Source organism: Pseudomonas sp. (assembly GCF_051660785.1).
Lineage (GTDB): Bacteria > Pseudomonadota > Gammaproteobacteria > Pseudomonadales > Pseudomonadaceae > Aquipseudomonas.
Genome location: NZ_JBOFQE010000075.1, coordinates 69,303 through 82,611, shown reverse-complemented (window position 1 = coordinate 82,611; position 13,309 = coordinate 69,303). Strand labels below are relative to the sequence as shown.

Here is a 13,309-nt window from a genome sequence, read left to right as displayed (position 1 = left end):
AAATCGACCCTCCTTCAAACCGGAACGATACGTGGGTCAGGATTCCCACAACGGCATACGCTATGAACAACCTTTCCTTTGATGCCCGTTCGGTAGTGCTGGAACACCTCACAGCGCTCCAGTCGGCTACTCAGGGTCACTTCACCGTCCTGCTCCTCGACTTGCCATTCGAAGCGGTCAACATGCGCCCCGGCACCAACATTGCACTCAACGGCGACTGCCGGCCCTAGCTCCAGACAGCGATAAACATTGAGGCCAGGCTTGCCAACCAGGGCTTCATAAGCCCCAGGCCAAGCCCAGATCACCATGCCCTGGAAGAGTTGTTCCGGGTCATGGCCAAGTCCTTGCAGTCCGGTCAGAGTTGCCTGAGTAATACCAAACGCACCCACCAGTTTGAAACGACGGATAATCGATTCCACTCGCTTGGCATCGTAAAGCGATGAGTCAGCGGACACCGCAACCATGTTGTACTGCATGATCGACCGTTCCATGCCGAGCGCCTGAACTGACTCGTCAATCAAGGCGGTCACCATCAGATTCTCACCGGTACGGAAGTGGAACGTACCGAGAATCCTGCTCATGGCGCGAGTCGAACGCTCGGTTTCAAGTGCCGAATAAGCCAATGCCTGGCGTACGCCAGCCGCATCCCGGTAACGACCGACCGCCATCGGAGCTACGGTAAACGACGGTTGTTCACTGTTCATGATTTCACCACCCGAGGGATCTTGTTTGGCGGACCGTTTTTCAGCAGCGAATCGTTGCTGACCAGCTCGACATTGACCTGCACCTGCAGGGTTGACGACAACGTGTCGGCAACTCTCGCGCCCAACGCCTCGACACCATCGGTCAATGCATTTTCGTCATACCCAACACGCAACGTCAGGACGTCCATCTCGCGCTGCGGTCGCACCATCTGGAACAAGCCCGTACAGGTTTCTGGAAACTGTTCCATCAGCGGGAAAATATCCATCGGCAGAATCGAGCGCCCCTGGATCAGCATCTCGTCGCCCTTGCGTCCAATCGGCTTCAAACGTCCGTGAGTGCGTCCGCAGGTACAAGGTTTTCGAGTGAACTGCACCAGGTCATCAGTGCGATAACGGATCAGCGGAGCCACATCGTCCAGCAATGCGGTGACCACCAGCTCTCCCCGTTCGCCGTCAGCGACCGGGGCCGAGCCGGACGGATCCAGATGCTCGATCATCGCGAGGTCTTCCCAGGTATGCATGCCGTCATGGGCCTTGCAGTCCATGGTGGTGGTGATGTCGCCCAGCGAACTTAGTTCGAAGATCTCAAGCCCCCACGACTCGACAACCTGACGGAAATGCGGGCTCATCGGTTCACCGCCGAACACGGCACCACCGTACGAAGAAAAAGCTTCACTCAGATCATCACCGGTGTTCTTTTGATACTGCTCCAGCGCCATGATCAAGGGCGTTGAAAGCATGAAGAGTGCCTTGGGCCGGAACTGCCGGGAAACCTGAACCAAATGTGGCATCTGGTCCGGCAAGTGTTGGATTGCAATCGGGCGCATGCCCGAGTCCAGCCACTTATCAGTGTTCAGGCCTTCGCGGAAAGTGAACAGGGCATAGGTGAAATAATCCGTTGGACGCACACCCATGTGCCAGAGTTCTCGCTTGAGACCTGCAAGCGCAACGTGGTAATCCGAGCGCGGCAATGGCGTTGGGTCGCCGGTTGTCCCGGAAGTGAAACCGACTCCACGCAGATGGGGTGGACCTACACAGGCCAATCCACCGTAGGGGTCGCCGTGACGGTCACGAAAACTGCGGATGGTGTCCTTGTCGATAAAGGGCACTTTCTCTCGAAAGTCGGCCAGGGAGCGGATGTCTTCGGGCTTGACGCCGGCCGCATCCCACACCTCGCGCACCAGCGCCGACTGGCTATAGGCGTAAGGTAACAATTGCAGGATGCGGGCCTCCTGCAGTTGCTCGATTTCTTCGCGCGGCATCGTTTCGATCACCGGGTCGAAGAACCTGTCGTCATCTAGTCTGCTCATGGCAAGTCCTTATTATTGTTGTGCTGCTATCAACGACGCTCGGAAGCGTTACTGAAACTCCGGGCGCGGCAAGCGGAACAGTCGGGCTGCGTTGCCGCCCAGAATATCGGCTTTTTCCTTTTCACTGATCTCTATCCCGTCGAACAGGCTGGCGACGATCTCACGCGAATGCGGGAAAGTGCCTTCGGCATGCGGGTAGTCCGAGGCCCACATCAAAGCTTCATGCCCGGTGACGGCACGCGCGGCGATACAGGCGCGGTCATGCTGGAAGGAAGCCTTGATCTGCCGACGAATGACTTCGCTCGGCTTGACCGACAACTTCGGTTGAACAAAAGCAGCGTGTGCGTGATAAACCTCGTCCATACGCTCGGCCAGAGCCCCCAACCAACTGGCACCGCACTCGATGATCGCGACCTGACACTGAGGGTTGCGATCCAGCACCCCACCCGAAACCAGGTAGGTCACGGCATCAATACCGTCGTTCATTTGTCGGGTGTAGTTCACCACGGCAGCGCCAGGGCCGCGCTCATGGATCACCGTCTCAAGCCCGGTCCCCGTGTGCATCACAATAACCACGCCCAAGGCACCGGCTTCACGGAATACAGGATCCCATGCAGGGTCGTTGTAGCGAGGAACGCCCGTCGGCGTAACAGAAGGCAGCATGGCGGCGGTAAAGCCCAGACGCGCAACGCGCTTGAGCTCTTCAACGGTGTGGCGCAGATCACGAATCGGCAGAATCGCACACCGTACGAAACGATCCAGATGGCCGGCGAAGAACCCATTGTTCCAGTCGTTGTACACCTGCGCCGTCGCATATTCAGCGTCAATATTCTTGATGGCATAAGCCCATAAACCCAGGCTCGGGAAACAGATTTCAGCGTCGATTCCGTCTTTTTCCATATCCAGGATACGGCCATTGAGATCGTGCAACCCGACGCGTTTGACCCCCTCCAGGTCCACTACGTTAAGTCGCATTTTGAAGATCACTTCCTCATCGGTGCGGGTGATAAGGGATTCGCCTTCACGCACAGCATGAATAGCGTGCTGACGCAGAGATGCTGGCAAACCATCGCGAAAGAGATCGTTAGGTTCACGTACGTGCGAGTCCGCACTGAAGATGAAATGGCCTGGCATGGGTGAAACCTCCATCGCTTATAGCAGTACGGATCGAGCACCTTATATAACGACGATTTACCACGCCGTCTCACAGCGCCCGCTCAACAGGATTGAACGAATAAAACTATAAATCATTATGCTGATTATCATTGCATGCGTTTTTTTGGCTGTCTATATGGTCACGCCCATCACCGCTCTGATTTTGCCAACCCCGCCCTCACAAAACCTCCAGCCAAAGGCTCCCTCCCTGCCACCAAACCGTTGCCGGCCTTGGCTTATCCGAGCCAGGCGCAAATCATGCACTCTGTATCAAAAAGAAATAATTTGCTTAATCATACAGCTCATTGATACGATAATTTCATCGCGACATCTTGCCCTCAATCCGGCAAGCAATGGAAATCAGTGACGAGAGCCCACCATGACGTTAGACCTCGCATCAAGCATTCGCAGTGTCCTCGCGCTAGCCCCTGACCAATCTGCCCTGGAGTATCAGGAGCGGTGGTACAGCTGGGGCGACGTGGCTTCGATCATGCAGCGGGGCGAAACCCTGCTGGCCACTGCCGGTCTCGGTGAAGGGGCTTCGGTCGGTATCTTGTTGCGCAACCAGCCGGCTGCAGTGGCCATGCTGTTGCAGGTATTGGCTACCCACCGATGCGTAGTAACCCTCAACCCTTTCCAGTCGGCCGATAAAATTGCCAGCGATCTGGCGGCGGTGCAGGTAGATGCCGTCATCGCCGACGAACAGGACTGGGAGTCGTCTGCGATTCGCCAAGCGGTGGCGGACAAGGGCTGCCTGGCCTTGAGCATTAGCTCCCGAGCCGAACTGACGGTGCAGGCCTTGCCGGAGATTGTTGTTGCCCCTGAACGGATCAGCGCCCCCTCTCAGACAGGGATCGCCATCATGATGTTGTCCAGCGGCACCACAGGTCCTGCCAAGCGCATCGCACTGCCTTATTCCAATTTCGAGCATTCATTGCTTGATGCTGCCCATTATGAAAATAAGAAAAACGCATCCGGAAAAGCAGAGCTGAAGACATCGCCCGCGATGCTTTGCATTCCCCTGGTGCACATTGGCGGCATGTATGCAGCCGTTGCAGCCATCATCGCCGGTCGCTCAATCGTCATTCTTGAGAAGTTCTCGGTCATAGAGTGGACGCGAGCTGTATCGAAATATCGCCCTAAACTGGTGTCGCTACCACCGACTGCCATTCGCATGATTCTTGATGCACAAGTCCCCAAGGAATCAATCGATAGTCTGCTGGCCATACGCACCGGAAGCGCACCGCTTGATCCCGAGTTGCAGCAAGCCTTTGAAGCCATCTATGACATTCCCTTGCTCGATGCCTATGGAGCTACCGAGTTTGCGGGTGCCGTAGCCGGCTGGAGCTTGCGCGACCATCAACGCTATTCCGCTGATAAACGTGGATCGGTTGGCCGACCACAGCCAGGTTGCGAGCTGCGAGTCATCGATCCTGAGACCAGTACGCCGTTGGGAAATAACATCGTCGGCCTGCTGGAAGTGCGCTCCGCACAGGTAGGGACGGGACAGTGGGTTCGCACCACAGACCTCGCCGAGATAGACGACGACGGTTTTCTCTTTATTCGCGGCAGGGTGGATTCCGCCATTATTCGTGGCGGTTTCAAAGTACTGCCCCGCGATGTCGAGCAGATCCTGCGCGAGCATCCGGCAATCAAGGAAATATGCATCGTTGGTATGCCCGACCAACGCCTCGGCGCCGTACCCGTTGCTGCCTTTGAATTGGAGCCAGGTGCCACCCTGGACGAAAAAGATCTCGTTGCTTTCGCACGCAACAAGTTGGTGGCCTATCAGGTGCCCGTCAAATGGCAGGCCGTCGACAGGCTGCCTCGCACTCCGTCACTGAAAATCAGCCAGTACGAAGTTCGACAGCTGTTCGATGCGCAAGCCGAAACTCCTTCCACCTCGGTGGCGCAATGAACAGTCTGGAACAGGAGCCTCGCATGTCTGAATCAGTGTTACTGAGCCATCTGGACAACGGCGTTCTAACGCTGACGTTCAATCGTCCCGAGCGCTTGAATGCTTTCAATCCAGCGTTGATGCGAGCATTCGCTGATGCCATCAAGGACGCTGCGGCCAATCCCGAAGCACGCGTTGTCGTGATCACCGGAGCGGGCCGAGGGTTCTGTGCGGGTGGAGACCTGGCTGGCGGCAAGTCGGCAGAGAAAAGCCCGGAAGCGGCCGTAGCGCCGGCACGCCCGCGCGCCCCAGACAGTCTGGCTACGCGTATTGACTGGTTGCGGCGCAACATGGACGCCACCCGTTTGTTGTTCGAAATGCCCAAGCCAACCATCGCCATGATTCGTGGTGCAACCGTTTCGGTGGGAATGGCTATTGCTGCCGCCTGCGACTTCCGCGTGGTCTCGGATAACGCCAGCTTCATGACGGGGTTTGCCAAGGCGGGTCTGTCGGGTGACTACGGCGTCAGTTATTTCCTCACTCGCTTGTTGGGGACTGCCAAGACCCGCGAGCTGATGTTTCTTGGTGACCGACTGAAGGCCGAAGAGGCGTTGCGCATAGGCCTGGCGAGCCAGGTGGTCGCCGACGATCACCTGGAAGCAGCCACCGCAGACCTCGCTGCACGCCTGGCGAGCGGCTCGCCGATCATTCAACGCTACATGAAACAAAACCTGAACGCCGCGCTGGAAATGCCCTTGCCGGCTTCACTCGATCTGGAAGCCACGCTGAACGTGCTTTCGGCGCAAACCAACGACCACAAAGAGGCGGTCAAGGCGTTCATGGAACGTCGCGACCCGCAGTTCACCGGCAGCTAAGCCCTTAACTCATTATTCGTTTGTCACGGAGACATCATGACCGATCAAGCCCTGACTGAAGATTTCAAGAAAGCCACTGCCTACGAGCTGACCGACCACGACATCGAACGCGCCCACCTGTTGCTCGACGTAGACATGGCCAGCCGTGATCAGGAACAGATTGGCACCGCCACAGTCGACAATATTCGCTCTTTCGCCTACGCCTGCGGCAGCGACAACCCGCTGTTCTGCAACCCTGAATATGCCGCGGGCACCCGTTGGGGCTCGGTCATTGCGCCGTCGATGATGGCCGGCGTTATCAACCGCCCAATGCTGGGTGACCCGATGAATGCCGAGTTGAAGGCCAACACCAAAAGCCTGTTCCGTGGCATTCACATGTTTATTTCCGGTGGCGAATGGACGTTCTACCGACCTATTTTCCCGGGTGACACCCTCTATAGCTTTGGTGGTGAAGACGGTCTTGAGGTCAAGCAATCAGAGTTCGCCGGGCGTTCGGTGACTCGATTCAACAGCCAGATCAAGGTTAACCAGCGCGGTGAAGTGGTCTCGGTGTATCGCTATCGGGCAATCCTTACCGAACGTAAAAAAGCGCGCGAGACCGGCAAATACAAAGACATCAGTCCGGCGCAGTACAGCGACGAAGATCTGGCGCGTATCGACGAGATCTATAGCGCCGAAACATCCCGCGGTGCCACGCCGTTGTACTTTGATGACCTGAATGTCGGTGATGCACTGCCCGGCGGCGCAAGCGGTCCTTTGACTGTGACCGACGTCGTAAACTTCCATGGCGGCGGCTACGGTTGGGTGCCTTACGGGCTGCGTACCGGTCGTATGTGGAATCAAAACCGCAAGCGTATCGCACCGTTCTACGTGAAAAATGCCCAGGGTATTCCGGATGTCGCTCAGCGCCTGCATTGGGACAGCGACTGGGCCAAAGCCATTGGCAACCCGATGGCGTACGACTATGGCGTCATGCGTGAAAATTACCTGTTCCGCTATCTGACCGACTGGGTGGGTGACGGCGGCTGGGTCTACAAGCAATACGATGAGATCCGCAAGTTCAACTACATGGGCGATACCCAGTTCATCTCGGGCGAAGTCGTTGGCAAGCGCGAGGAAAACGGTCTTTTCCTGGTGGACGTCAAGCTGAAAATGGTGAACCAGCGCGGTGAGGACACTGTGCTTTGTGACGCCGTGGTGGCCCTGCCTTCTCGTACCCAGGGCGCGCTTGTGCTGCCTGAGCCACCTACCGACCTTAAAGTTCGTGCAGCACGGATGATGGCGCGGCATTGGGAGTTGTCTGCCGGGAAACAGAACAAATGAGCAGCGCCAGCGAGCACTTCGCGAATGTCGAGGCCCTGAGTGCCTTTCGCCAGGAAGTCGCCGACTTCCTCGGCGCAAACTGGCAGCCTAAAACATCCGACAAAGGACTGTTTCGACAAGCAGCTGTTGAACGTGGCTACCTGTACCGCAACGTGCCCAAGGCCTATGGCGGATCGGAGCAAGCGCCGGATCTGGCTCGGGCACAGATTATCCAGGAAGAGTTCAATCGTGTTCGGGCCCCCATGGAAGTGCCTGGTGTCGGCTACGGCATGCTGGTGCCAACCTTACTCGGTTGCGCCGAACCCTGGCAGAAAGAGCGGTTCATTGCGCCGACCCTGAGCGGTGAAATTCGCTGGGCTCAAGGCTACAGCGAACCCAACTCAGGCTCGGATCTGGCGTCCATCCGAACCCGGGCGCGCCTGGAAGGTGACGAATGGATCATCGACGGGCAAAAGATCTGGAGCTCGGGTGCGGACAAGGCGCACTTCATGTTCATGCTGGTTCGCACCGAGCCTCAAGCATCCAAGCACGCCGGTATTTCCTATCTGCTGGTGGACTTGCGCCAGCCGGGGATCACAATCCGTCCGCTGCGACAGATCAATGGTAGTGAAGAGTTCAGCGAAGTCTTTTTCGACGGCGCACGCACGCCCGCTACCTGGATTGTAGGTGCCCGCGGGGAAGGCTGGAAGGTTTCCAAGACCACTCTGTCGGCCGAACGTTCGGGATTCATGGGTGCTGCCGAGACTTCCGTCACCCTGCATCGCAAACTCGTCGAACTTGCCCAGCGTTGTCAGCTTGATGGGCGCCCGGCCATTGATGATCCGCGAGTACGCGATCGTTTGATTCAACTGGAGGGGATGGTGAGCGCGCACTTTCACAACATGCAGCGTCAGTTCGCGTTACGTCTGGCCAAGAAAGAGCCCGGCAACGTGGCCCTGATGAACAAGCTAATCGTCACGCGCATTGCTGCCGAGGTGGCGGATATCGCCCGAGACATACTCGGCAACGATTTCATGCTGTCGCCCTTTGGCCGCGAAGCCGAAGCAGGCCCGGAAAAGTGGCTCAACCAATACCTGGGCTCACTGGGTATGGCCATCGCTGGTGGCACCTCCAACATTCAGCGCAACGTCATTGCCGAACGCGGTCTGGGGTTACCCCGAGACAACGTCGCGACTTCTTGAAGGCAGCCCTCGCCATGAATTATCTGCTCAACGAAGATCAACTCGCTTTTCAAGAAACCGCACAGAAATTTCTCGCCACCCAGGCGGACTCTGCTTTGTTGCACCGCATCGCTGATCGTAGCGATGGATGGCAGGAGTCTCTTGCGAACCTCTGGCAGGGTTTTGCCGAGTTGGGCTTTGCCGGTTTGCTGGTGCCCGAAGAGTACGGTGGCATCGGTCTGGACCTGTTCGATGCGGCACTGATTGGGGAAACCTTGGGTGCTGCTGCAGCCCCCCTGCCCTTCATCGGCCATCAACTGGCTTGTTTGGCTATTGCCCGCGCCGGCAGCCCTGAACAAAAAGCGAAATGGTTATCCGGCCTGGCTGATGGTTCGTTGATTGGCACCGTGGCCCTGCACGCGGAAACGCCAGCCTGGCAACCGACTGGCTGGCAAGTAGATCCTCAGACCGCTGGGCAACACACCCTGCGCTTTGTACCTGTTCCCGGACATAACGCCCCGACACTGATTGTGGTCGGCACCGCGGGTGGTGGGCTCGGTCTTATTGCACCGGACGCCGACGGCATGCTCCGCCGAGACTCCTCCTGTATCGATCCCACCGCTTTTTTGGCGGAAATTGACATTGATCAAGCGCAGGTCGAGCCGTTACCCGGTGGTATCGAACACGCCGCCGACCTGCTGGCCGCTGGCCGCGCGCTTGTGGCTGCAGATGCGTGCGGCGGGACCATTCGCTGTGTCGAGTTGGCGGTTGAATACGCGCAAGTTCGCGAGCAGTTTGGCGTTCAGATAGGCCAGTTCCAGGCGGTCAAACATCAGATTGCCGACATCGCCCTCGAAGGCGAACCCAATCGACCATTGTGCTGGCATGCCGCACAAACGACAGCCAACCAGGACCCTGGCTTCAGCCGTCATGCCGCATTGGCCAAGGCACATCTGAGCGACGCTTATCTGCGCACCGCCAGACGCACCATCGAATTGCATGGTGGCTTTGGTTACACCTGGGAAGCCGACCTTCACCTTTACCTCAAACGCGCGATGTTCGGCTCCGCCTGGTTAGGCAGTGCCGCACAACTAAGACGCGAATTGGCCTGATCGTGCAAATAACGAAAGCCTTTTAAACTTTCACGAGGAATTTAAAGATGCGTCCTTTTGTTTTTAGCTGCGATGCCCATATCGTTGAGCCGCCCGATCTGTTCACCAAGGGCCTGCCAGCCAACCTCCAGCACTGGGCTCCCAACGTCGAAATCGACGACAAACGCATGCGTTTGAACAAGCTCGGCAACAACGTTGTTTTCAAGATCCCGGTGGACTTCCACACCCATAAGGTCGGCGACTCTGACGATCTGGATGTACGTCGCCTCGGCGCACGTGATCTCAAGCTGCGTTTTGCCGACATGGAGCGCGATGGTGTCGATGCAGAGCTCGTTTTCCCAAGCCTGGGGTTGCTGGTCTCACGCATTCCTGACCGTGATGCCTCACGAGAAGCCTGCCGTCTCTACAACGACTGGGCCTGGGATTACCTCGAAGGTATTCGCTCCAAGCTCATACCTGCAGCGATTATCCCGCTGGTGAACATCGAAGACGGTATCGAAGAGCTCAAACGGGTGATCGCCAAAGGTTTCCGTGCAGTCATGATGCCCCCTGCCGGGCTGGACTCCGCCCCCCGTTACAACGATCCGGCCTGGGATACATTCGTTGCGCTATGCGCTGAAGCCAAAGTGCCGATGGTGTTCCATACCGGCACTGGTAACGTCAATCTGCGCGCCATCCGCGGCCCGGGCGCTGCCCTGTTCAACTATGCCCGGCAGATGAACGATGCAGTCGACGTGATTGCCGCACTGATCGGCGGCGGTATTCTGGACCGTAACCCTGACGCGCACATTCTGTTCGTCGAAGCCGGTGCCGGCTGGCTGCTGGGGCTAGCGGAGCGGATGGACGAGGTCTATGAAGGCCATGCGCCGTCAATTCATCCCAAGCTGAGCCGCAAACCTAGCCAGATTGTCCGCGACCAAGTGCACTGCTCATTCCAGAACGACCTGGGGTGCCTGCTCACCATCAAAGGCCTGGGTATAAGCAACTTCCTGTTCGCCACCGACTATCCGCACAGCGAGGGGACCTTCCCTTACTCGCGCGAACTGGTGGCCGGAATGTTCGAGCAAGTGCCCGAGTTAAGTGAGGAAGACAAGGCAGCCCTGCTCGGATTGAACGCCGCCCGGATGTTCGGCATCACTCCCCAACAAGTGGCCGAAGAAACCCGACGGGTTTTGAGCGCCTGATACTTGCGCGGCAATGGCTAACACAGCATTGCCGCACAGCTATTGCAATGATATATATGATTACCGCTCTACCACAATAATAACGGTTTAACCCAAGAGGATCGAACCCATGCGCCAAGACGAGACAATCGCCCTTTCAGCGCTGCCCCTGGACGGCATGCGAGTTATCGAACTGGCCAATGGCAAAACCGATATGGCTGCGCGTGTGCTCGCCGACTTCGGTGCCCAGGTGATTCTGGTCGAACCGCCCCAAGGTGACGCCTCTCGCGTCTGCGAACCACTGCTCGATGATGTCAGCCTTTACTTCGTCACCCACCACGCCAACAAGCAAAGTGTGGTCATTGACCTACAGGACAATGCAGGGCGTGAAGCCTTCAAGCGCCTGCTCGAACATGCCGATCTGCTGATCGACGGCAAGGGACCGGGAGTAATGGAGGCTCTGGGTTTGGGCTTCGAAGCATTGCGCGAGCACAAACCTGACTTGCTGCAACTGTCGATCAGCGATTTCGGCCTCACTGGCCCTTACCGCGATTTCAAAGCCTCACACGCCGTGCACACCGCCATGGGCGGCGTTCTCTGCCGTTCGGGTAAGCCCGGTCACTCGCCGTTGTTGCCGCCGGGCAAACTGTGCTGGGAGTCCGCGGCCATTCAGGCAAGTTGGGTTGCCTTGTTGGGCCACTGGCAACGTTTGCAGGCCGGTGTTGGCGACCATCTGGATTTTTCAATTCATGAGGCCATTGCACAGCTGATGGACCCGGGGATGGGTGTGACCGGTAGTGCCGCTGCCGGGAAGTCGGCCCTGGACTCCACTCCCCATGGTCGACCACCCGCCGTGCCGCTTTATCCGATTGTCGCCTGTCGGGATGGATACATGCGCCTTTGCGTGCTCAATCCCCGCCAATGGCAAGGTATGTGCGACTGGTTGGGCGATGACCACCCCTTCCGCGACCCGATGTATGCCAACATCGCCAAGCGTATGGCCGTGGCTCAAGAGATCAATGCACTGATTGGCAAGCTGTTCAGCCAATCAACGGCAGTCGAGTTGCTGGCTGAAGGCCAGCGCCGAGGTGTTCCACTGGCCATCGTCGCCACGCCAGCCCAAGTGCTGGAGGATGAGCATTTCGCAGTCCGTGGCGCCTTCGATGACCTCCAGGTAGCACCGGGACGAACCGGGCGTGTGCCGTCGGGTTATCTGGAATTCGACGGCCAGCGCGCGGGTATCCGCAAACCGGCACCCGGCTTGGGAGAGCATCACGATAGCGTCTGGAAAGCACTGGCAGGCCATACCTGCGGTGATCCCGTACGCTCGTTCGCCTCAACCTTCAAGCGTCGCCCACTGGAAGGGATTCGAGTCCTCGATCTGGGTGTGATTATCGCGGGTGCCGAGGCTGGACGGCTGATGGCCGACCAGGGTGCGGAAGTCATCAAGGTGGAAAACCGTGCGTTTCCTGATGGCGGCCGCCAATCAATGACCGGCGAACCTATCACGCCATCCATTGCCCAGGGTCATCGCAACAAGCTCAGCATGGGCGTCAACCTGCGCAGCGAGGCTGGTCGCCTACTGTTTAAACAGTTGGTGGAGAAGTCCGACGTACTGCTCTCAAATTTCAAACCGGGCACACTTGAGTCCCTCAGCCTGGGTTATGACGTTCTGAAAGAGGTCAACCCTCGCCTGGTCATGCTTGAAAGCAGCGCCATGGGCAACACTGGCCCACAAAGCCGCACGCTTGGTTATGGCCCTCTGGTGCGAGCCAGCACTGGCCTCGCCTCCCTGTGGCGTGACCCGGAACTACCGGACTATTTCGCCGATGGCGTCACTACTTATCCGGATCACCTGGCGGCACGTGTAGGTGTAACCGGTGTCCTCGCCTTGCTGATCCGTCGCGAGCGCACGGGACTGGGCGGCAATGTCAGCCTGTCGCAGGCGGAAATTTTCCTTAATGCCAATTCCGAGCAATTCCTCGAGGAGTCGCTGCAACCCGGATCGTTCGTGGCCCAAGGCAATACCTCGCGGCACAATGCGCCAGAAGGCATTTTCCCGTGCCTCGGTGAAGACCAGTGGTGCGCGATATCCATCACCAGCGACACCGAATGGCTGCAGTTTCTCGCCGTTATCCAGCGCCGGGATCTGCTCGAGGATAAAACCCTCGCGACACGCGACGGTCGGTTAGCCAACCTGGTAACACTCAATGCGCTGGTGACTGACTGGACTTCGAGACTTACGCCTCGTGAAGTCACCGAACGGCTTCAATCGGCAGGACTCAGTGCAGGCTTCATGCAGCGCTTGAGCGACTACCGTGAAGATCCGCATTTCGCTGCGCGCGAGTTTATCGCCAATTTGCAACACCCTGGCTTGCCGATACCCCTGCCTACTGAGAACCGCGTGGTGCAGTCACTCCATATGCCTGCGCCCACGATTCGTCCGGCGCCCTACCAGGCCGAGCACACACGCGAACTCGCGACCCGCTTGCTCGGCTTGCGTCGCGCGGACATCGAGACGCTGATTGCAGACGGCCATCTGGAAGACATGACGCCCTTGGCTGAATCAGCCCTCAAGGCCTGAACTCAATTAATAAAAAGGACTATTCG

Annotated in this window: 10 protein-coding genes; 7 read left to right on the top strand and 3 right to left on the bottom strand. The window is 57.9% G+C overall.

Annotated features, from left to right (window positions below; all coding sequences use genetic code 11):
• Positions 1 to 14: 14 nt before the first annotated feature.
• The 3 genes from ACRC4F_RS20005 to ACRC4F_RS19995 are packed head-to-tail and all read right to left on the bottom strand — an operon-like array spanning position 15 to position 3,148.
• Complete coding sequence (locus ACRC4F_RS20005) at positions 15 to 704, bottom strand: hypothetical protein (RefSeq protein ID WP_438660888.1); 690 nt, start codon at positions 702 to 704, stop codon at positions 15 to 17.
• A complete protein-coding gene (locus tag ACRC4F_RS20000) occupies positions 701 to 2,014 on the bottom strand; it encodes a phenylacetate--CoA ligase family protein (RefSeq protein ID WP_438660887.1) in 1,314 nt (437 codons plus the stop codon). Before ACRC4F_RS20000 ends, ACRC4F_RS20005 begins: the two co-directional genes overlap by 4 nt.
• Positions 2,015 to 2,062: 48 nt before the next feature.
• Positions 2,063 to 3,148, bottom strand: coding sequence for an amidohydrolase family protein (locus ACRC4F_RS19995; RefSeq protein WP_438660886.1), 1,086 nt, complete (start codon positions 3,146 to 3,148; stop codon positions 2,063 to 2,065).
• A 400-nt stretch (positions 3,149 to 3,548) separates the two neighbouring features.
• Here ACRC4F_RS19995 and ACRC4F_RS19990 point away from each other — a divergent pair, with 400 nt between their 5' ends.
• The 7 genes from ACRC4F_RS19990 (at position 3,549) to ACRC4F_RS19960 (ending at position 13,283) form a co-directional block, all read left to right on the top strand.
• Entirely contained in the window at positions 3,549 to 5,087 is a 1,539-nt protein-coding gene (locus tag ACRC4F_RS19990) for a class I adenylate-forming enzyme family protein (RefSeq protein WP_438660885.1), read from the top strand.
• Positions 5,088 to 5,110: 23 nt separating this feature from the next.
• A complete protein-coding gene (locus ACRC4F_RS19985) occupies positions 5,111 to 5,941 on the top strand; it encodes an enoyl-CoA hydratase (RefSeq protein WP_438660884.1) in 831 nt (276 codons plus the stop codon).
• Positions 5,942 to 5,977: 36 nt separating this feature from the next.
• Entirely contained in the window at positions 5,978 to 7,264 is a 1,287-nt protein-coding gene (locus ACRC4F_RS19980) for an FAS1-like dehydratase domain-containing protein (RefSeq protein WP_438660883.1), read from the top strand.
• Positions 7,261 to 8,445, top strand: coding sequence for an acyl-CoA dehydrogenase family protein (locus ACRC4F_RS19975; RefSeq protein ID WP_438660882.1), 1,185 nt, complete (start codon positions 7,261 to 7,263; stop codon positions 8,443 to 8,445). The genes ACRC4F_RS19980 and ACRC4F_RS19975 overlap by 4 nt, the downstream gene beginning before the upstream one ends.
• Positions 8,446 to 8,459: 14 nt before the next feature.
• Positions 8,460 to 9,536, top strand: coding sequence for an acyl-CoA dehydrogenase family protein (locus ACRC4F_RS19970; RefSeq protein ID WP_438660881.1), 1,077 nt, complete (start codon positions 8,460 to 8,462; stop codon positions 9,534 to 9,536).
• A gap of 47 nt (positions 9,537 to 9,583) precedes the next feature.
• The gene (locus ACRC4F_RS19965) at positions 9,584 to 10,720 is read left to right on the top strand and encodes an amidohydrolase family protein (protein WP_438660880.1); all 1,137 of its coding nucleotides are present in this window, start codon (positions 9,584 to 9,586) and stop codon (positions 10,718 to 10,720) included.
• Positions 10,721 to 10,829: 109 nt separating this feature from the next.
• Positions 10,830 to 13,283: a CaiB/BaiF CoA transferase family protein gene (locus ACRC4F_RS19960; protein WP_438660879.1), complete on the top strand. Its 2,454-nt coding sequence runs from the start codon at positions 10,830 to 10,832 to the stop codon at positions 13,281 to 13,283.
• Positions 13,284 to 13,309 lie beyond the last annotated feature (26 nt).

Coding starts and splice junctions, on each gene's coding strand:
- ACRC4F_RS19980 (WP_438660883.1), top strand. CDS start 5,978: ATGACCGATCAAGCCCTGACTGAAGATTTCAAGAAAGCCACTGCCTAC.
- ACRC4F_RS19995 (WP_438660886.1), bottom strand. CDS start 3,148: ATGCCAGGCCATTTCATCTTCAGTGCGGACTCGCACGTACGTGAACCT.
- ACRC4F_RS19985 (WP_438660884.1), top strand. CDS start 5,111: ATGTCTGAATCAGTGTTACTGAGCCATCTGGACAACGGCGTTCTAACG.
- ACRC4F_RS19960 (WP_438660879.1), top strand. CDS start 10,830: ATGCGCCAAGACGAGACAATCGCCCTTTCAGCGCTGCCCCTGGACGGC.
- ACRC4F_RS20000 (WP_438660887.1), bottom strand. CDS start 2,014: ATGAGCAGACTAGATGACGACAGGTTCTTCGACCCGGTGATCGAAACG.
- ACRC4F_RS19990 (WP_438660885.1), top strand. CDS start 3,549: ATGACGTTAGACCTCGCATCAAGCATTCGCAGTGTCCTCGCGCTAGCC.
- ACRC4F_RS20005 (WP_438660888.1), bottom strand. CDS start 704: ATGAACAGTGAACAACCGTCGTTTACCGTAGCTCCGATGGCGGTCGGT.
- ACRC4F_RS19965 (WP_438660880.1), top strand. CDS start 9,584: ATGCGTCCTTTTGTTTTTAGCTGCGATGCCCATATCGTTGAGCCGCCC.
- ACRC4F_RS19970 (WP_438660881.1), top strand. CDS start 8,460: ATGAATTATCTGCTCAACGAAGATCAACTCGCTTTTCAAGAAACCGCA.
- ACRC4F_RS19975 (WP_438660882.1), top strand. CDS start 7,261: ATGAGCAGCGCCAGCGAGCACTTCGCGAATGTCGAGGCCCTGAGTGCC.